Source organism: Neobacillus sp. K501 (assembly GCF_053749995.1).
Window position 1 is genome coordinate 654,672 of the sequence record NZ_JBSLYA010000002.1, and the last position, 19,500, is coordinate 674,171.

The window sequence follows — 19,500 nt, forward strand, 5'->3', positions numbered from 1 at the left end:
AATTCTGCCTGGTTTATTTGTTTATATGAAATGTTTCTTTCATCAATAAGGTTTCCATTAATCTTTTTTGATTAATCTTATATCCAATTCCCGGAATAGTTGGGACAGTCACAAATCCTTTTTCAACGGTTACCTCAGGAACTATTAAATCTTCCTCCCAGAAACGATTGGACGCCGAAATATCACCGGGAATCGTAAAACCTGGCAGGGAAGCAAGGGCAATATTATGGGCACGTGAAACACCAAACTCGATCATTCCGCCGCACCAAACAGGTATCCCCTTTTCAAAACAATAATCATGGATTTTTTTTGCTTCCGTTAAGCCGCCTAGACGTCCTGCTTTAATATTGATTATTTTACAGCTCCCATTTTCAATTGCTTTACGAGCATCACCAAAGGAATTGATGCTCTCATCCAAACAGATAGGGGTCTTAATCTCATTCTGGAGAATCGCATGATCAATTATATCGTCTACGTCTAACGGCTGTTCAATCATCAGAAGGTTAAAATCATCAAGTGCTTTTATACGGTCTTTATCCGCTAATGTATAAGCAGAGTTTGCATCTGCCATAAGTGGAAGGGATGGATAAATCCTACGAATTTCCGTTAAAAACGAATAATCTTGTTTCGGATTAATTTTTACCTTGAATCTTTGATAACCTTCCTCTAAAAAAAGTTCAATTTGCCGTAGAGCTTTGTCGATCGAATCAGCTGCTATCACAACACCAGAAGCAATTTTTTCTTGCGTTCCCCCAAGAATCGATGAAAGTGGTTTATTCAACTGTTTTGCATGTAAATCCCAAATAGCCATCTCTAATCCTGCTTTAGCCATATTATTTCTTCTTACAGAGCTAAATAGATCTGAAACTTCATCTGGATGGTTTATTTGCTTCCTTTTGAGCATTGGAATTAAGATATCACTTAGTATATGTAAGCTAGTTTTTACGGTTTCTTCCGTATACCAAGGAGTTGAAAAGGCAACACCCTCACCAAAGCCAGAATGCCCATCAGAATCAAGAACCTCAACAATAATCCCTTCGCGTTCCCTAACGGATCCTAAATGAGTTTGGAAAGGTAATTTCAGGGGCATTTTAATGACATGAAGCTTTACGGCAGAAAGTTTCATTCCTTCACCTTGCCCTCTTTAAGGAGTTCTCCCAGCTTTCTTCGCAAGAGCTTTTTCGCAGCATTTCTTGGTAACTTGTCAATGAAGTAATAATGTTTCGGAACTTTGTATTTGGCCAAACGTTGTAAGCAGAATTGTTGTAAGTCGTTAGCAGTCACCATTGCCCCGGGTTTCCTTACAACAAATGCGACAGGTACCTGTCCCCAGGTTTCACTTTCTACACCCGTTATTCCAACTTCTTCTACATCAGGATGGGCCAAAATAACAGATTCAATCTCAGCAGGATAAATATTTTCACCACCAGAGATGATTAAATCAGAGCGGCGGTCAAGGACAAATAAAAATCCGTCTTCATCCAAATAACCAATATCTCCTGTAGAGAACCAGCCATCTTGAAATTTTTCCTTTGTGGCATCTGGGCGATTTAAGTACCCGATTGTGACATTTGGACCCTTTACTACAATTTCACCGGCTTCCCCTGGTTCAGCAGCTTGTCCTTGTTCAGTTCTTATCTGTAGTTGAGAAAGGAACAATGGTTTACCCGCAGATCCAAGCTTGCTGATACTGTATTCTGGGGAAAGAGTTACAATTTGTGAAGCGGTTTCGGTCATACCGTATGTTTGGAAAACAGGTATTTCTTTTTGTTTACATGCCTCTAAAAGCGGTAAAGGTGCTGGCCCACCACCAAGGAGCATACAGCGGAACTGTGAAGGAAGCTGTGAATCTTTTAGGGCTTCAATGACCCTAGAAAGCATTGTTCCTACCACAGACATAATGGTTACCTGTTTATTTGTGATATCAGCTATTGTTCTTTGTGCGTCAAAACTTTCATGAAGAACCACTGGCATTCCATATATAACACTGCGCATTAAGATCGAATAGCCGCTAATGTGAAAGAGTGGCACACTGCATAGCCAGCAGTCAGTTTCTGTAATACCAAGATTCAACGCTGATCCGACAGCACTCCCCAAGTGATTACCAAAAGTTTGGATAACCCCTTTCGGCTTACCAGTTGTACCAGAAGTATACATAACAGTACAAACATCATCTAAACTAATTTCATCTTGTATAACTGTCTCGTTTATTGGAGACATGAAGAGCTCTTGTTTGACTATTTTCTTAATCTCGACTTTGACTCCCGATAAATCTGATTCGGTGATGAGGAATTCAGCGTTTGAATCGTGTAGCTGCCAAGCTATTTCCTCAGGCGAAAGCCGATTATTTAATATAACCGCATGTACACCCATTAGCTGTAAGGCATAAAGAATCACAACCGTATCAAGGTGATTTTTTAATAGTACACCGGCATATTGTTTTTTCCTCAGCCCATATCCTTGCAGCTGGCCAGCGGTATCATACGCTCGCTCGAAAAGCTCCTTGAATGTTAACGATTTTTCTTGAAAATAAACTGCCACCCGGTCCGGTGTCAGGAAAGCTCTCTTCTTTAAAAAATTGGGCATCGTTTCATGTAGCATAAAAATCTTCACCTTCTTTATAATAAGCAAACAGCCTGATGGAGACCATCAAGCTGTAAGAGAATCGATTAAGAAATCAAGGGAAACGAGGGAATTGACCAAAGTCAGGCTTGCGCTTTTCTTTGAATGCGTCTCGGCCTTCTTTCGCTTCGTCAGTTGTATAATAAAGCAATGTTGCATCTCCAGCGAATTGCTGAATTCCCGCTAGTCCGTCTGTATCTGCATTGAATGCCGCTTTTAAGAAACGTAAAGCAGTTGGACTCTTTTCAAGCATTTCCTCACACCATTTAATCGTTTCCTCTTCGACTTGCTCTAAAGGAACAACTGTATTTACTAAGCCCATATCCAGTGCTTCCTGAGCATTGTATTGGCGGCATAAATACCAGATTTCACGAGCTTTCTTATGACCAACGATTCGTGCAAGATAACCAGAACCATAACCAGCATCAAAGCTTCCTACCTTTGGTCCTGTTTGTCCAAATCTAGCATTATCCGCTGCAATCGTTAAATCACAACAGATATGAAGAACATGTCCACCACCGATTGCATATCCTTTTACCATTGCCACTACCGGTTTTGGAATCACTCGAATTAAACGTTGCAGATCAAGAACATTTAAACGTGGAATTTGATCATCTCCAACATAACCGCCATGTCCGCGGACACTTTGGTCTCCACCTGAACAAAATGCCTTATCTCCGGCACCTGTTAACACGATAACACCTACATTTGAATCATCGCGGGCATAGGCAAAAGCATCAATTAATTCCATAACGGTCTTTGGTGTAAATGCATTATGTACATGAGGACGGTTGATCGTGATTTTCGCAATACCGTTATATGTTTCATACAAAATTTCTTCGTATTTGCGTACTGGAATCCATTCTACTGTCAAAATAAAAACCTCCTTTATGATAATTCGACAAAGTCACTTACTATTGTACCAAATTTTTCTGCTTCTTCCACATGAATTGCATGTCCCGCATTTTTTATGACGATCCATTCGGCATTTCTCATTTGTTTTTGCATTCTTTCTGCTATGTCGCAGAACTTTTTATCTTTTTCACCGGTTAACAATAATACCTCACATGGCAGCTCCATTAATGGAGCTCCCCACCAAGAGGGCTGTGAACCAGACCCCATCCCTAATAAACTATTGGCTAATCCTTGAGGCGAATTGGATAACCGTTGGCTGCGAATAGAATCCTTTATTTGTTTTGGAAGAATTGCCATCGATGAGAAAAGAGGAATCGCTTCCCAATACTCAACAAATTTCTTTATTCCTTGATCGATTATAAAAAAGGCAAGTTCACCGTCTTTCGTGCGGCGAAGCTGTCTTTCTTCCTCTTGTTCAAGTCCAGGTGAGGCACTTTCTAAAATAAGCTTTCTAACCCTCTCAGGAAAAAGTACCGCAAAGGTCAACGCAAGCCTTCCCCCCATGGAATACCCAAGGAGATCTACTTGATCAATTGATAATTGATCTAGCATTTGTTTCAAATCGGTAGCTGCTGCTTCAATTTGATAGCGATTAAGCTCATTCGGCGATTCTGTTTTACCATGTCCAATAATATCTGGAATAATGATTTTGGAATGACGGCTCCAGCGATTACTGAATGGCCTCCAAGTAGAAGTATCTCCTGTAAAACCATGGAGGAGCAAGAGCGGAAATCCATCACCATATATTTCGACATGATAACAAATTCCGTCAATGGCTATCATCATTCCTCGTCACCTTTGACAAAATTTGATATTTCCCGGGAAACTATACTCCAAAATTCGCGGTGTTCCTTCAAATTACTGTCTCTATTTGTATTTAATTCATATACATGAATCCCACTGTTATCTTGAGCTTGCTTCATGACAGTATCAAAATGATCCCAGTTGTTAATTTTAGAATAGTTTCCGTTAAACATTTTTACCGCATGCTCAAATTCGATATCTAATGGTGTGCCAAACAACAATTCAAAATTTTTCGGATGCTGCGATTGAGGAAGAAATGAAAAGATTCCCCCGCCATTATTATTGATTAAAATAATATGAATATCGATACCGTATAGCTTGGCCGCTATTAACCCATTTAAATCATGGAAAAAGGTTAAATCCCCTAAAACTAGATACAATGATTTTGAATATAATGCCGCGCCTAACGCAGTAGAAACCGTACCATCAATGCCATTAGCTCCTCGATTAGCGAGGACTTTAATGGATTTATTATTATTAGTAAAGAAACTGTCTAAGTCTCTAATCGGCATACTATTGCCGACAAAAAGCGTAGCACCCTCAGGCAGGATATCGGCCAAATGATAGAATAGACGCCCTTCACTTAGCGAAGTAATATCATTCATGAGCGTCATATTGTCTTTCGTAAGAAGATTCAAGTTCTGCCATTTTTTTAGATATCCATTCGTATTTTCTGGTTCAATAATGTCCAACAGCTTTTCACAAAAATTCGTCTCATTGCTGAATATCATTTCTGTTGATAAGGCAGCAGGATCTCGCCAGCCTCCCGCACCGTCAATCACATATTGCTCCGCTTCGTGATTTTCCTTTAAAAAGATCGTTAAGGCTTTTGATATCGGCATCGCTCCAAATCGAATCACCACATCAGGCTTTAAATAGGATTTGGCATCTTCATTTCTTAAAAATGTATCATAGGTTTCCATTATATTTTCAAGATTATGATTACCGCTTCTCAGCTGTGACAAAGGATCCGCTAAAATTGGATACTTTAACTTAGCAGATAATTGAGTAACCCTTTCGGTAAACGTCTCATCAGCTACATTTCCACAAACAATAATCCCCTTTTCTTTGCCCTTCAGCTTTGAAGCTAATTCCTTAATTTGCCTATCGTTTATCGTAAGCTCTCCATTTCGAACATGGACGTAGCCTTCTGGACGTTCGCCCAGTTGAAACAGGTTATCATCTAATTTTGGGATCAGTGGTTCCCGGAAAGGAAAGTTCAAATGAACTGGACCGGCCGGTGCCTGGATGGCAATGGCAGTAGCACGAGCGCAAACCGTCCTTGCATAACGAATAATTTCATTATTTTTCTCAGGTAAAGCCATCTCCGCAAACCATTTAACATGATGACCATATAGATGAATTTGATCGATTGCCTGTGGAGCACCTACCTCTCTCAACTCATGCGGCCGATCTGCTGTTAGCACAAGTAATGGAACACGTGAGTAACGGGCTTCCACAATCGCTGGAAAATAATTAGCAGCTGCCGTACCAGATGTACATAATATCGCAACAGGTCTGTCCGTTACCTTTGCTATCCCTAAGGCAAAGAAGGCTGCTGAACGTTCATCCACGTGAATATGCAATTTTAATCCAGGATGTTCCGCCATGACCATTGCCATCGGGGTTGATCTTGACCCCGGACTGACAACAATATCTGTCACTCCTGTTTGCACTAATTCTGCAACAAAGGCAGCAATATAAGCTGTTAAAGATTCTTGATGATTCATTTAATTTCCTCCAAGCGCCCGCAGCATCGGTCTAAATTTCAAGCTTGTCTCTTGGTATTCGCTTTCTGCATCTGAATCCGCTACGACTCCACATCCAGCAAATAACGATGCTTCTTCCCCCTGAATTAGACCTGATCGAATTGAAACTGCAAATTCACCGTTCCCACGGTAATCCAGCCAGCCAAGTGGTGCTGCATAGAAACCTCTGTCCAGCGTCTCGACTAATCTAATCTTTTCAATGGCCTCTTGTTTAGGAAGCCCGCCAAGAGCCGGGGTTGGATGCAGCCTTTCAACCAATGCTAGTATTGAAGCATTCTCCTCACACTTTCCAATCACCGGAGTGTAAAGATGTTGGATATCCCTTACTTTCATTAGTTGTGGCTTATCCGGAAGAATCACTTCCTTACATGACTCCTCCAAGGCTTCCTTAATCATCTCAACGACGTAGGCATGTTCTTTAAGATTTTTCTGATCATTTAATAACAATTGACCTAAGTTACGGTCTTCCTCTTCAGTTTTCCCACGAGAAATGGATCCAGCTAGACAGGTCGAAAATACATTTTCAGCCTGTTTTTTTACAAGCCTTTCTGGTGTAGCACCAACAAAACAATCTCCGTTGGATTCAAAAGCAAAAATAAAGCTTTCATGTTGTTGATCATAAAGACTTTCTAACACAACATCGACTGGAACATGATGATCAAAATATAATCTAAGTTCCCTGGCGAGGACGACCTTTTTTAAAGGTCCATTCTTTAACTCCTTCACCAATTCTTCCACGGTCTGTTTCCAATTTAGTGGAGCAATCTCCTCTGATTTAAGGAGTTTTACCTCATTTACTTTGGAATTTTGATTTAATGACTGTAAAAGTTCCGTCCGCTCGGCAAATATTTTTTCAAATAATGTCAAATCATCATTAGGAGTACAGATGATATTTGTAGTTAAGTATGTCTCATCTTTTATCCTTGATAACATATATTTTGGAATATGAAATAATGAATCGGCAAATTTTGACCATAGTACCGACTTTTCTTTCAGTGGATCAAAGGAAAATCCACCAAACATCAACGGTCCGATTCCATTTTCCTTGTATGGATTCAACACAATACTATCTTGTAAAAATTTTTCCCACTCTTCTTGAACATGAAAAAAGCGGTCAGTAGCCTGATCCGACTGAATTTGTTTTGATATGCCAAGTCCAATAAGTACAATATCCTCCGCAGGGTCCTTCCAATAAAAGCGTTCCCCTAGAAAGCGCTCTCTTCCACTATTGAAAAAAGATAGAGGGTTAATCGTCTCGATTTTTTGTACTTCACTGATTAACATAGGCCTGCCTGCATTTTTTGCTCGTTTAACAGCCAATAGACCCCTTTCCATTAATTCCGTTTCCTGAATGGTAACCAAACAAATCCCTCCAAAACAGCCGAAAATGACTGTTATCCATTCATATTAAATCCTTTTTTAATATACTACTCTCATTGTAAAGAAGCCAGTAATGATTGTCACTACTAAAGCTCTTTCATCTATTATATATCATAACATTCATATCGGATTGAAATTGAAAATATTCGTTAATTTCATTTTCTCTCGAATGACGCATTACTAATCAGACAGGAATTATCTACTAAATAATCTAATTAAATTTCATTGACACTCATCATCCAATTCAAATACACTTATGGTTGGAAATAATCTATAACCAATAGAAAATAAATAGAATAAGTAGAATATCATTGAAGGGAGATTAGAGAATGCAGCCCAATATTCAACAACATTCAAAACCTGCTCTCGAGTCGAATCGCGGATTTCAAGTTTGGTGGCAAATGACAAGGCCCCATACGTTAACCGCCTCTTTTGTTCCAGTTTTTCTCGGTACTGCATTGGTACTAGAGCATGGAAGAATACAATTGGATCTATTCATTACGATGTTAATCGCAAGTTTGCTCATTCAAGCAGCAACCAATATGTTTAATGAATATTATGATTTTAAACGAGGGCTTGATAATGAACACTCTGTAGGGATTGGCGGATCCATTGTCCGGGATGGAATTAAGCCAAAAACGGTTATGCAGCTGGCATTAAGCCTATATAGTATCGCCTTGCTTTTAGGGGTTTATATTTGTATGAACTCAAGCTGGTGGCTTGCTTTAGTTGGACTTATTTGTATGGCTTTTGGTTACTTATACAGCGGTGGACCGCTTCCGATTGCCTATACTCCATTTGGCGAATTATTTTCTGGTTTTTTCATGGGAATGCTTATTACCCTAATTACATTCTTTATTCAGACAGGAACAGTTACCACTAATAGCATCCTTGTTTCTATTCCTATTTTAGTCCTAGTTGGAGCGATTAATTTTTCAAATAATATTCGTGACCGCGAAGGAGATAAAGAAAATGGCCGTAAAACATTGGCCATACTTTTAGGAAAAGGTAAATCAGTCAATTTATTAGCAATTATGTTCGCATTTTCTTATCTGTGGGTTTTGGGTCTTATTATTTATGATGTCATCTCAATCTGGACAGCACTTGTCATATTGAGTGCACCTAAAGCTATCAAAGCAATTAAAAACTTTAAATCAGGAACATTGCCAATCCAAATGGCACCAGCGATGAAGGCTACTGCCCAAACCAATACAATCTTTGGGCTCCTGCTCGGGATCGGTATCTTTATCGGTTATTTTGTATCTTAATTAAAAAGCTGCTGCCAAATTTAGTTGGCAGCAGCTTTTATTATAGGGATTTTATTCCCCATATCTCATCCGCGTACTCTTTAATCGTTCGGTCACTTGAAAAATAACCGGCATGGGCAATATTTATCAAGCATTTCCTTTGCCAAAGCTTCTGATCTTTAAAGGATTCACCGATTTTATGCTGAATATCCGCATAAGGGGCAAAGTCCTTTAACACAAAATATTGATCATTTTCTTCTAATAAGGAATCAAAAATTGGTTCAAATTCATTGAAAACATCCGGGAAAAAGCCGTTCACAAGTTGATCAACAGCCTGCTTGATCCTGCTTTCATGATGATAATACACTTTTGATTGATAGCCGCCATATTTGTTGTAATGCAGCACATCATCGGCTGAAAGTCCGAAGGTAAAGATATTATCATCCCCGACTAATTCATGAATTTCTATATTTGCCCCGTCTAAGGTTCCGACTGTTAGTGCACCATTTATCATGAATTTCATATTACCTGTCCCAGAAGCTTCCTTGCTGGCGGTTGAAATCTGTTCACTTAAATCTGAGGCAGGAAAGATTTTTTCCGCAAGTGAAACGCGATAGTTTTCAAGAAATACAACCTTCATTTTATCGCCAATCACAGGATCATGATTCACTTTATCTGCAACAGTATTAATTAATTTTATTATTTTCTTTGCATAATAATAGCCGGGTGACGCTTTGGCTCCAAAGATAAATACCCTCGGAACGATGGAAAAGCTAGAATCCTCTTTCAGGCGGTTATAGAGGTACATGATATGTAGAACCTTCAGAAGCTGTCTTTTATAGGCATGCAGGCGTTTTACCTGAACATCAAAAATGGCCTCAGGATTGACGATAACCCCATTTTTACTTGCAATGATTTCAGCAAGCCGCTGTTTATTTTGATTTTTTATCGCTAGTAACTGGTTAGTGAACGAGGAATCATTTTCATATTTAAGCAATTGAATTAACTCTGTTGGCGACTGGATCCATGCAGTACCGATGGATTCTGATATTAATGTGGATAAAGCAGGATTTGCCTTATATAGCCAACGCCGATGAGCAATTCCGTTAGTTTTATTATTAAATTTTTCCGGGAACAGCTGATAGAAATGATTCATTTCTCGTTTTTTCAAAATTTCCGTGTGAAGCTTTGCTACCCCGTTAACACTAAAGCTGCCAACAAGCGCTAAATGAGCCATCTTTACAAATCCATCTGCAATGATTGCCAGCCCGCTTATTCGCTCCCAATCACCTGGGGACTGATCCCATAGCTCCTGACAAAAGCGTTCATTGATTTCTTCGACAATCATATAGATCCTTGGTAATAATGGCTGAAAGATATGAATCGGCCATTTTTCAAGCGCTTCGGATAAGGTAGTATGATTCGTATAGGATATCGAGTGCTTTGTAATATGCCATGCTTGATCCCAATCCATCCCTTCCTCATCAAGCAGGATTCTCATAAGTTCCGGTATCGCCAAAACAGGATGCGTGTCGTTAATATGGATACAAACATGGTGGTGAAAATCCTTTAAATGACCATGCTGTTTACGGAACGATTTAATAATCGATTGAATCGAGGCAGATACGAGAAAATATTGCTGCTTCAACCGTAATATCTTCCCTTCATCATGGGTATCGTCTGGATATAAAATTTCCGATACGGCTTCCGTTTCTCTTTTGTATTTTAATATATCTTGATCAATCGGAAATTGTGAAGGCTCTGCATTCCATAACCTCAATGTATTAACGGTTTTAGATTGATAACCAATCACCGGCATATCATGAGGCACAGCCGTTACCGTTTCTGCATTCAAATGTTGAAATACTAGACGGCCATTTTCCGTTCTTCCTTCAACCTTCCCCCAGAATGAAATTTTGACGGCCAAATCCGCTTTGCGGACTTCCCAGACATTGCCGCTTCTTAACCATTGCTCTGGAAGCTCCACTTGATAACCATCAACGATTTTCTGTTCAAAGAGACCATGTTTATAACGAATTCCATGCCCATGTCCTGGAAGGTTAAGCGAGGCAAGCGAATCTAAAAAACAGGCGGCTAATCTCCCTAAGCCGCCGTTTCCTAAGCCTGCATCTGCTTCTAACTCTTCCAATCGGCTCAAATCTATCCCAAGATCATGGAGCCCTTCTTGTACCGTTTCTTCGATCCCTAGATTGATTAAATTCTGTCGTAAAAGTTTCCCCAACAGGAATTCGATCGATAAGTAATAAACCTGTTTTCCAGTCGAATCAAGGTAACGCTCATTTGTTTTGATCCAATCGTTGCTAACGAACTCACGAATCATAACACCGAGTGTTTGATAATGATCTCGTTCTGTACTCTCGGAAAAGCTTTTACCACAGACCATCTCAAGTCTTTTTAAAAAAATAATCTTAAAGTCTTTCGGATTAGAAAACATGAGTTTCACTCCTCGAAGCCAGCTCTGCATAAAGCTGGTTATATCTAAATGCAGACTGAGCCCAGCTATTATCCATTTCCATTGCCTTTTGAACGATTGCTTCCCATGTATGGTGATGATAAAAGCTCAATGCTCTTTTTATTGTATAGAGCATATCATGGGCATTAAAATGGCTGAACGAAAACCCATTCCCCTCACCGGTTAATTCATTCCATGATTGGACCGTATCATTTAGGCCCCCTGTTTCGCGGACAATCGGAACTGCACCATATCTCATCGCAATCAATTGACCAAGGCCGCATGGTTCAAATAGTGATGGCATTAAGAATAAGTCAGCCGCGGCATACAGCCTATGTGCTAAGTTTTCATTAAAACCAATGTGAACCTTTAATTTTTCAGGATAAATACTTGCTGCCTGTCGGAAGTACTCTTCATATTCATAATCACCTGTTCCTAGCATGATAACTTGAATATCTTCCTGTAAAATTTCACGAAGCACGCATCTAACAAGATCAAATCCCTTTTGCTTTGTCATCCTTGAAATCATAACCATTAGCGGTGTATTCGCCCGCACTGGCAATCCAAAGGATTTTTGAATTTCCCGCTTATTTACTGCCTTCTTTTGAATAGATGCAGTTTTATAGGTTTGATAAATGAGTGGGTCATCAGCAGGATTATAGAATTTATCATCAATCCCATTTAGAATACCAATCAAATCCTCTTCTCTTGCTCTTAATAGTCCATCCAGCTTTTCTCCAAATTGCGGTGTTTGGATTTCCTGCTTATAGCTTGGACTTACGGTGGTTATTTTATCGGCGGCTACAAGAGCCCCCTTCATAAAATTAACATTTCCATAAAACTCTATATTTTCTGGATGGAATGCTGCATTATCTAATCCAAGTAGGTCACTTAACGTTTCTTTTGGAAAAATCCCCTGGAATTGCAGATTATGAATCGTGAACACAGTCCGAATCAGACAATAGTCTTTGCGCTTGTAATATTCCGTTCGCAAAAGAAATGGAATCATCGCGGTATGCCAATCATGGCAATGAAGGACATCTGGATAAAAATCAAGATGGGCTAAAGCTTCCAACACGGAACGATTAAAAAAGGCAAACCGTTCACCATCATCGTAATAACCATAAAGCCCTTCTCGCTTAAAATAATACTCATTATCTACAAAATAATAAGTTACTCCTTGGTAGGTTAGTTCTTCAATCCCACAATATTGATTTCTCCAGCCGACGGCAACGGTGAATTCTTTTATTTTTTTCATTTGTGCTTTATCTTTTTCCGCTATCGTGCCGTATTTAGGGAGAATAACTCTTACATCTGTTCCAAGACTTTTTAGTTCTTTTGGAAGAGAGCCGGCCACATCGGCAAGCCCTCCTGATTTTGCAAATGGACCACATTCGGATACAGCAAATAATACTTTCACGAATTCATCAACGCTCCTTGTTTCGTACCCTTCTTTACAACAAAAGGATCTCTCTCGGTTCCAATCAAGCTAATCCCTGATTCCACTTTAACGTCTTTATCTAAAATTACATTCTCTAGATAACAGTTCTCGTCAATTTGGCATTTCTGCATAATGATACAGTTTTTAAGAACGGATCCTTTACCTATTTTGACTCCTCGGGAAATGATACTGTTTTCTACCGTTCCACTAATCAAGCAGCCGTTTGCGATCATAGCATTTTGTACAGTAGCTCCCTTTAAGTAACGCGTTGGAGGTTCATCCTTTACTTTTGTAATGATTGGCTGTTCTTTTAGGAATAATTGTTTCCAAACATCTTGCTTTAATAAATTCATACTAGTAGAAAAATAATTTTCTATCGATTGAATCTTCACCGCATAGCCACTATATTCATAGCGGCAAATATTGAAAAGACGATCTGGTTCTAGAACTACATCTTTCATGCATGTATATCCTGTTTGGAATCTTGTTTCAATTAACTTTATCAGCAAGGAGGTTTTAATTAAATACATCTCCATTGGCATACCGTTTTCGTGATAGATTTCCGTTATATCACAGCCTGATTCCCTGTGCCATTCTAAGATTGGACGGAAATTCATATTAAATACAGTATATGAATTCGCGATAATCGAATACTCCTGAGTGCTTCGATAGAAAAAATCTAGATTGGCACCAAAATTTTCAAATGAGCCAATACGATTTCGATCGTGGTCCACAATCGGGGTTGGAAAGAAGAAGAGTCCATCACGTTTGCGATTTAAGTCCCAATTCTTACCTGATCCTAAATGATCCATTAACGACCGATAGGTCATTTTCGGAAAAATGGCTACACTTCTTATCCCTGAATTCACCATATTTGAAAGAACAAAATCAATAAGACGATAGCGGCCTGCAAACGGCAGAGCTGCTAGGGAACGGTGTGTCAAAAGTTCCTCCAAATCACCATGATAAGTAGTTGCATCTATAACGCCTAACAGCTTTCTTTTCAAGAATAGTCCCCCTCCTATATATTAAACAACAGGATATAACCCGTTTAACATTTCTTTCGTTACGAGAATAATTTCATCATCCAATGAACGAATCACGGTTCCATCTGGAATCATAACATCACAGGGGACGATTGCTTTTTCAATCCTAACGTTCTCACCAATAATGGCATCCGGCATAATAACGGATTCTTTAATGATTGATCCTTTGCCAACACTCACCCCTTGAAAAAGAACTGACTTATCAATTTCTCCTTCAATGGTACAACCTTCATTAATGAGCGATTCTTTCACAAGCGCTTCAGGTGATATATACTGCGGCGGACGGTTAGGATTGACGGAGTATATCCTCCAATCATGATCAAATAAATCCAAATCACATTGTTCATTTAATAAATCCATATTGGCTTCCCATAGGCTCTGAACTGTTCCTACATCCTTCCAATACCCTTTAAATGGATAAGCAAATAACTTCTTGTTTTCTTCTAGCAGCATTGGAATGATATCCTTACCAAAATCGTGACTAGATTTAGAGTTGCGAGCATCCATTTCCAAATATTCCTTAAGTATGTTCCAGCTAAAAATATAGATGCCCATTGAAGCAAGATTGTTCTTCGGGATAGCCGGCTTTTCCTCGAATTCTACGATTCTCATATCCTCGTTTGTATTCATAATGCCAAATCGGCTTGCTTCAACCCATGGCACTTCAATTAATGAAATCGTAGCATCTGCCCTTTTTTCAATATGATATTCAAGCATGCTCTCATAGTTCATTTTGTAAATATGGTCGCCTGAAAGGATCAATACATATTCTGGCTCGTATTGTTTTAAATAATTTAGATTCTGATAGATGGCACTAGCCGTTCCTGTATACCACTTTACTTCAGAGGATTCCGCGTAAGGAGGGAGAACGGTTACCCCACCATCCTTACGGTCAAGATCCCATGCACTTCCTATTCCAATATATGAATTTAGCAATAATGGCTGATACTGAGTTAACACTCCGACCGTATCAATACCCGAATTTGTGCAGTTACTTAAAGTGAAATCGATAATACGGTATTTTCCCCCAAAAGGTACAGCAGGCTTCGCTAAATCCTTTGTAAGCGAGTTAAGTCTGCTTCCTTTCCCTCCTGCCAATAGCATGGCCACGCACTTTTTCTTTCCCATTACCTTTTCTCTCCTTCCGTTTTTTCACCGGGCGAATAATTTGAAAACCAAATGGTGGTAATTTTATCTCAATTGAGTATGGCCTGCCATGAAAAGGCTCTTCGTAAGCCGTAATTTTCTTGTTATTGATCACTCCAGTACCGCCAAAATCTTGATGGTCACTGGTAAATGCCTCGCGAAACTCTCCAGATATAGGAACACCAATTTTATATTCAGGATAGCTGATTCCTGTAAAATTACAGACTATGATTAAAATATCTTTTTCGCTCTTGCCTTTTCGAATAAAAGAAAAAACTGATTGATGATGGTTGTTTACGTCAATCCATTCAAAACCGTCTTGCAAATGATCCAGTTCATAGAGTGCTTTCGAGCGCTTGTAAAACTTTGTTAATTGTTTAACATATTGGTCCGTTTTTTCGTGCATTTCATAGCCAAGAAGATGCCAATCTAACTGCTCCTTATCTTTCCATTCCGAAAACTGACCAAATTCAAATCCCATGAATAAAAGCTTTTTACCCGGGTGGGCGAACATATATCCCAGCAATAACCTTAACTGAGCAAACTTTTCCCAGTAATCACCCGGCATTTTGTCTAATAACGACTTTTTCCCATGGACCACTTCATCATGTGATAATGGGAGCATAAAATTCTCTGTAAAAGCATATAAAAGCGAAAACGTTACCTTTGAATGTACTCTTGAACGGTGGAATGGAGGAGTCTCCATATATTCCAAAATGTCATTCATCCAGCCCATATTCCATTTGTAATCGAATCCTAGTCCACCGTATTGTACTGGGGCAGTCACCTGTGGAAAGTCGGTAGAATCCTCACCTACAACTAAAACCGAAGGGTCATATTCATGAACTTCCTTGTTTAATTTCTTTAGAAAGTCTATACCAAATGGGTTTTCTTGTTTCCCATGTGAATTTGGCCAGTAGATAATGTTGGCCACTGCATCAATTCGAAAGCCATCAATATGAAAATAATCCATCCAATAAAATGCATTCGAGATAAGAAAGCTTTGGACTTCACCCTTACCAAGGTCAAAATTTGCCGTTCCCCAGATCCGATTTTCCCTGTCATACTCCGTACTATACGAGTATAGATGGGAGCCATCAAAACAATATAACCCATGGGCATCCTTACAATAATGTCCTGGCACCCAATCTAAAATGACACCAATTCCATGTTGATGACATTGATCAACGAAGTACATTAAGTCCTTTGGAGTTCCATACCTTGAAGTTGCTGAAAAGTACCCAGTTCCTTGGTAGCCCCAAGAGATATCAAGCGGATGCTCGATAATCGGTAATAATTCAATATGGGTAAATCCATGGTCTACCACGTATGGAATAAGTTCTTCAGCTAATTCTCGATAAGTTAAAAAATCTCCATTTTCTTGCTTTTTCCAGGATCCCGGATGCAGCTCATAAATAATCTGTGGCTCTGAGAGAATATTTTTTTTGCTTCGCTGTTGAATCCAATGCGTATCCTGCCATTCATATTGCTTTAAGGAATAGACAATCGAGGCTGTATTGGGCCTTAACTCGGAGTAGAACGCAAATGGATCTGCCTTTATTATCCTGTCTCCTTCTGCAGTTATAATCTCATATTTATAAAGGGAGCCCTCCATGTCTTCATCCACAATAAGTATCCATACACCCTCAGCGTTTACCTTATGTAGTGAGAAACCCTCACCATTCCAGCTATTGAAATCACCGACAAGCCGCACCTCTACGGCATTCGGAGCCCACAAACAAAATCGAGTAAATACCTTTTCGGAATCCCTCATTACGTGAGCACCAAATAGCTGGTGGCTTTGAAAAAGGTTTCCCTCATGAAATAAATGCAACTGATATTCAGTAGGATATAAAGTATTCACTGCCATTAATAACCTCATCCTCATAGAAAATATATATTACAAGTTCCAATTATAAGTGCAAAATTATCATATGCCTCCTAAAACTTTTTTATCTTTTCTGACAATAACTGATGTATGTTGCCACATTTGAGCATGACTTTACAGGAAAAAACAAAAAACGACATGAATTCCAGTCAATAGTCGACAAAAAAACATAAAGAATTTCAAAAAATTTTCAATAAAAATATTAAAAAATATTATTTGAAATGTGGAAAAAATCACGTCATTTTTTGGGGGTTATCAAGGAAATGTAAGCGGTATCAACAGATTGTAGAAGAAATCATATTTAAAAATATTATATTAGAAAAATTTTATTACATGAAAGTTTCACCATGATGATGTGGTGATGACTCAAAGTTTGGTTGTAATTTCGTCACATCAGAAGGGACTAATTGTTTTTAACTATAATGGGAGCATCTTGCTGCATTTCTGGGGTATCAATGGGGGGCATCTTCTCGAGTTGTTTATTTAATTGTTGTTTAGCAGGATGGCTTTGGTTTAGCGGTGATATTAGTACATATTCTGAAACAAAACAAAAAAACTGATGGCTAATTGTCATCAGCTTTTTTGTATGACCCCTACGGGATTCGAACCCGTGTTACCGCCGTGAAAGGGCGGTGTCTTAACCGCTTGACCAAGGGGCCTATATGGCGGAGAAGGAGGGATTTGAACCCTCGCGCCGGTTGCCCGACCTACACCCTTAGCAGGGGCGCCTCTTCAGCCACTTGAGTACTTCCCCATATGGCTCCGCAGGTAGGACTCGAACCTACGACCGATCGGTTAACAGCCGATAGCTCTACCACTGAGCTACTGCGGAATAATGAAAAATGGTGGGCCTAAATGGACTCGAACCATCGACCTCACGCTTATCAGGCGTGCGCTCTAACCAGCTGAGCTATAGGCCCATCAATGGAGCGGGTGATGAGAATCGAACTCACAACATCAGCTTGGAAGGCTGAGGTTTTACCACTAAACTACACCCGCGAATTACTATGGGGCGACTGATGGGAATCGAACCCACGAATGCCTGAACCACAATCAGGTGCGTTAACCACTTCGCCACAATCGCCATTACAGTATTTTCTTCAAAAATAAATGGTGGCTCAGGACGGAATCGAACCGCCGACACAAGGATTTTCAGTCCTTTGCTCTACCGACTGAGCTACTGAGCCACAATAAAATGGCGGTCCCGACCGGGATCGAACCGGCGATCTCCTGCGTGACAGGCAGGCATGTTAACCGCTACACCACGGGACCAGATTGCGGGGACAGGATTTGAACCTGCGACCTTCGGGTTATGAGCCCGACGAGCTACCAGACTGCTCCACCCCGCGACGATAATATAAAAAGCTATTTGTTCATGCCATTAGCATATTTTGATTGTCCCGACTTCAGAAAGCTTATTCAAGCAGCAGTTCAGTCGGTACAACTCGCAGTTAATTCAAAGAAGTAACGCTCGTTGCTGAAGAATAATATGGCGGAGGAAGAGGGATTCGAACCCCCGCGCGGTTTAACCCGCCTGTCGGTTTTCAAGACCGATCCCTTCAGCCGGACTTGGGTATTCCTCCATATTATAAAAGTGATCTGGTGGACCTTGTAGGACTCGAACCTACGACCGGACGGTTATGAGCCGTCTGCTCTAACCAGCTGAGCTAAAGGTCCAAGTTAAAGTACTAATAATAAATATAATTGGTAGCGGCGGAGGGGATCGAACCCCCGACCTTACGGGTATGAACCGTACGCTCTAGCCAGCTGAGCTACACCGCCAAATATATTATTCAAAGTATGGTGGAGCCTAGCGGGATCGAACCGCTGACCTCCTGCGTGCAAAGCAGGCGCTCTCCCAGCTGAGCTAAGGCCCCATCTTTTAAAATTTTACGAATGGTCGGGAAGACAGGATTCGAACCTGCGACCCCTTGGTCCCAAACCAAGTGCTCTACCAAGCTGAGCTACTTCCCGTAAAATATGGCGCGCCCGAAAGGAGTCGAACCCATAACCTTCTGATCCGTAGTCAGACGCTCTATCCAATTGAGCTACGGGCGCAATATTGTTTTAAATGGTGCCGAGGACCGGAATCGAACCGGTACGGTAGTCACCTACCGCAGGATTTTAAGTCCTGTGCGTCTGCCAGTTCCGCCACCCCGGCACAAATGAGAGCGGAAGACGGGATTCGAACCCGCGACCCCCACCTTGGCAAGGTGGTGTTCTACCACTGAACTACTTCCGCATATAAAATTGATTGGTGCGGGTGAAGGGAGTCGAACCCCCACGCCTTGCGGCGCCAGATCCTAAGTCTGGTGCGTCTGCCAATTCCGCCACACCCGCATATTAATTAAAAAGTGGTGAGCCATGAAGGACTCGAACCTTCGACCCTCTGATTAAAAGTCAGATGCTCTACCAACTGAGCTAATGGCTCGGACTGTTATCCCATCTAGCTCTATCTTCGAGCAAATAATGAAATAAGTGGTGCCGGCTAGAGGACTTGAACCCCCAACCTACTGATTACAAGTCAGTTGCTCTACCAATTGAGCTAAACCGGCATATAGTTATGGTGGAGGATGACGGGATCGAACCGCCGACCCTCTGCTTGTAAGGCAGATGCTCTCCCAGCTGAGCTAATCCTCCATATAACAGCCTGGCAACGTCCTACTCTCACAGGGACAAAGTCCCAACTACCATCGGCGCTGAGAAGCTTAACTTCCGTGTTCGGTATGGGAACGGGTGTGACCTTCTCGCCATTATCGCCAGACTATT

At 40.5% G+C, this 19,500-nt stretch carries 12 protein-coding genes, 21 tRNA genes and 1 rRNA gene; 1 reads left to right on the forward strand and 33 read right to left on the reverse strand.

The genetic code is table 11. The annotated features are described in order from the left end of the window. Window positions 1-13: 13 nt before the first annotated feature. From menC to ACWM35_RS07830, 6 genes are all read right to left on the reverse strand, one after another. Complete coding sequence (gene menC, locus ACWM35_RS07805; RefSeq protein ID WP_454817051.1) at window positions 14-1,126, reverse strand: o-succinylbenzoate synthase; 1,113 nt, start codon at window positions 1,124-1,126, stop codon at window positions 14-16. Further along, window positions 1,123-2,601 carry an o-succinylbenzoate--CoA ligase gene (locus tag ACWM35_RS07810; RefSeq protein ID WP_454817053.1) on the reverse strand — a complete coding sequence of 493 codons (1,479 nt, stop codon included), beginning with the start codon at window positions 2,599-2,601 and terminating at the stop codon, window positions 1,123-1,125. The genes menC and ACWM35_RS07810 overlap by 4 nt, the downstream gene beginning before the upstream one ends. Window positions 2,602-2,677: 76 nt before the next feature. Then, window positions 2,678-3,496 (reverse strand): 1,4-dihydroxy-2-naphthoyl-CoA synthase, encoded by an 819-nt coding sequence (gene menB / locus ACWM35_RS07815; protein WP_454817055.1) that lies wholly within the window; start codon window positions 3,494-3,496, stop codon window positions 2,678-2,680. Between the two features lie 14 nt (window positions 3,497-3,510). Beyond that, window positions 3,511-4,323: a 2-succinyl-6-hydroxy-2,4-cyclohexadiene-1-carboxylate synthase gene (gene menH, locus ACWM35_RS07820; RefSeq protein ID WP_454817057.1), complete on the reverse strand. Its 813-nt coding sequence runs from the start codon at window positions 4,321-4,323 to the stop codon at window positions 3,511-3,513. Beyond that, a complete protein-coding gene (gene menD, locus ACWM35_RS07825) occupies window positions 4,320-6,071 on the reverse strand; it encodes a 2-succinyl-5-enolpyruvyl-6-hydroxy-3-cyclohexene-1-carboxylic-acid synthase (protein ID WP_454817059.1) in 1,752 nt (583 codons plus the stop codon). The genes menH and menD overlap by 4 nt, the downstream gene beginning before the upstream one ends. Then, complete coding sequence (locus tag ACWM35_RS07830) at window positions 6,072-7,472, reverse strand: isochorismate synthase (RefSeq protein ID WP_454817061.1); 1,401 nt, start codon at window positions 7,470-7,472, stop codon at window positions 6,072-6,074. Between the two features lie 347 nt (window positions 7,473-7,819). Between ACWM35_RS07830 and ACWM35_RS07835 the strand changes: the two genes are divergently transcribed. Then, complete coding sequence (locus tag ACWM35_RS07835) at window positions 7,820-8,758, forward strand: 1,4-dihydroxy-2-naphthoate polyprenyltransferase (RefSeq protein ID WP_454817063.1); 939 nt, start codon at window positions 7,820-7,822, stop codon at window positions 8,756-8,758. Window positions 8,759-8,798: 40 nt separating this feature from the next. Here ACWM35_RS07835 and ACWM35_RS07840 read toward each other — a convergent pair whose 3' ends face one another. The 27 genes from ACWM35_RS07840 to rrf all read right to left on the reverse strand — a co-directional run bounded on the left by ACWM35_RS07840 (window position 8,799) and on the right by rrf (window position 19,495). Continuing rightward, a complete protein-coding gene (locus ACWM35_RS07840; protein WP_454817065.1) occupies window positions 8,799-11,192 on the reverse strand; it encodes a glycogen/starch/alpha-glucan phosphorylase in 2,394 nt (797 codons plus the stop codon). After that, window positions 11,182-12,630 carry a glycogen synthase GlgA gene (gene glgA / locus ACWM35_RS07845; protein WP_454817066.1) on the reverse strand — a complete coding sequence of 483 codons (1,449 nt, stop codon included), beginning with the start codon at window positions 12,628-12,630 and terminating at the stop codon, window positions 11,182-11,184. Before glgA ends, ACWM35_RS07840 begins: the two co-directional genes overlap by 11 nt. Next, window positions 12,627-13,658, reverse strand: coding sequence for a sugar phosphate nucleotidyltransferase (locus tag ACWM35_RS07850; RefSeq protein ID WP_454817068.1), 1,032 nt, complete (start codon window positions 13,656-13,658; stop codon window positions 12,627-12,629). The genes glgA and ACWM35_RS07850 overlap by 4 nt, the downstream gene beginning before the upstream one ends. A 21-nt stretch (window positions 13,659-13,679) precedes the next feature. Beyond that, complete coding sequence (locus ACWM35_RS07855; protein ID WP_454817070.1) at window positions 13,680-14,825, reverse strand: glucose-1-phosphate adenylyltransferase; 1,146 nt, start codon at window positions 14,823-14,825, stop codon at window positions 13,680-13,682. Next, entirely contained in the window at window positions 14,767-16,713 is a 1,947-nt protein-coding gene (gene glgB / locus ACWM35_RS07860) for a 1,4-alpha-glucan branching protein GlgB (protein ID WP_454817072.1), read from the reverse strand. The genes ACWM35_RS07855 and glgB overlap by 59 nt, the downstream gene beginning before the upstream one ends. A gap of 605 nt (window positions 16,714-17,318) precedes the next feature. Next, window positions 17,319-17,390, reverse strand: a tRNA-Glu gene (locus tag ACWM35_RS07865). A 4-nt stretch (window positions 17,391-17,394) separates the two neighbouring features. Further along, window positions 17,395-17,485 (reverse strand) — tRNA-Ser (locus ACWM35_RS07870). A 3-nt stretch (window positions 17,486-17,488) separates the two neighbouring features. Next, window positions 17,489-17,563 (reverse strand) — tRNA-Asn (locus tag ACWM35_RS07875). An 11-nt stretch (window positions 17,564-17,574) separates the two neighbouring features. Next, a tRNA-Ile gene (locus tag ACWM35_RS07880) sits at window positions 17,575-17,651 on the reverse strand. Window positions 17,652-17,656: 5 nt separating this feature from the next. Continuing rightward, window positions 17,657-17,730, reverse strand: a tRNA-Gly gene (locus ACWM35_RS07885). A 9-nt stretch (window positions 17,731-17,739) separates the two neighbouring features. Further along, window positions 17,740-17,815, reverse strand: a tRNA-His gene (locus tag ACWM35_RS07890). A gap of 27 nt (window positions 17,816-17,842) precedes the next feature. Then, window positions 17,843-17,918: transfer RNA gene (locus ACWM35_RS07895), tRNA-Phe, on the reverse strand. Between the two features lie 9 nt (window positions 17,919-17,927). Then, window positions 17,928-18,003: transfer RNA gene (locus ACWM35_RS07900), tRNA-Asp, on the reverse strand. Between the two features lie 3 nt (window positions 18,004-18,006). Further along, a tRNA-Met gene (locus ACWM35_RS07905) sits at window positions 18,007-18,080 on the reverse strand. A gap of 141 nt (window positions 18,081-18,221) precedes the next feature. Then, window positions 18,222-18,314: transfer RNA gene (locus tag ACWM35_RS07910), tRNA-Ser, on the reverse strand. Between the two features lie 17 nt (window positions 18,315-18,331). Then, window positions 18,332-18,408 (reverse strand) — tRNA-Ile (locus tag ACWM35_RS07915). A gap of 28 nt (window positions 18,409-18,436) precedes the next feature. After that, window positions 18,437-18,513 (reverse strand) — tRNA-Met (locus ACWM35_RS07920). A 19-nt stretch (window positions 18,514-18,532) separates the two neighbouring features. Continuing rightward, a tRNA-Ala gene (locus tag ACWM35_RS07925) sits at window positions 18,533-18,608 on the reverse strand. 20 nt (window positions 18,609-18,628) lie between these two features. Further along, a tRNA-Pro gene (locus ACWM35_RS07930) sits at window positions 18,629-18,705 on the reverse strand. Between the two features lie 7 nt (window positions 18,706-18,712). Then, window positions 18,713-18,789: transfer RNA gene (locus tag ACWM35_RS07935), tRNA-Arg, on the reverse strand. 14 nt (window positions 18,790-18,803) lie between these two features. Continuing rightward, window positions 18,804-18,892: transfer RNA gene (locus ACWM35_RS07940), tRNA-Leu, on the reverse strand. Between the two features lie 9 nt (window positions 18,893-18,901). Then, window positions 18,902-18,973 (reverse strand) — tRNA-Gly (locus ACWM35_RS07945). Window positions 18,974-18,986: 13 nt separating this feature from the next. Further along, window positions 18,987-19,071 (reverse strand) — tRNA-Leu (locus ACWM35_RS07950). A gap of 15 nt (window positions 19,072-19,086) precedes the next feature. Then, window positions 19,087-19,162: transfer RNA gene (locus ACWM35_RS07955), tRNA-Lys, on the reverse strand. 48 nt (window positions 19,163-19,210) lie between these two features. Continuing rightward, window positions 19,211-19,286, reverse strand: a tRNA-Thr gene (locus ACWM35_RS07960). A 9-nt stretch (window positions 19,287-19,295) separates the two neighbouring features. Next, a tRNA-Val gene (locus tag ACWM35_RS07965) sits at window positions 19,296-19,371 on the reverse strand. An 8-nt stretch (window positions 19,372-19,379) separates the two neighbouring features. Then, window positions 19,380-19,495, reverse strand: a 5S ribosomal RNA gene (rrf, locus tag ACWM35_RS07970). Window positions 19,496-19,500: the final 5 nt, after the last annotated feature.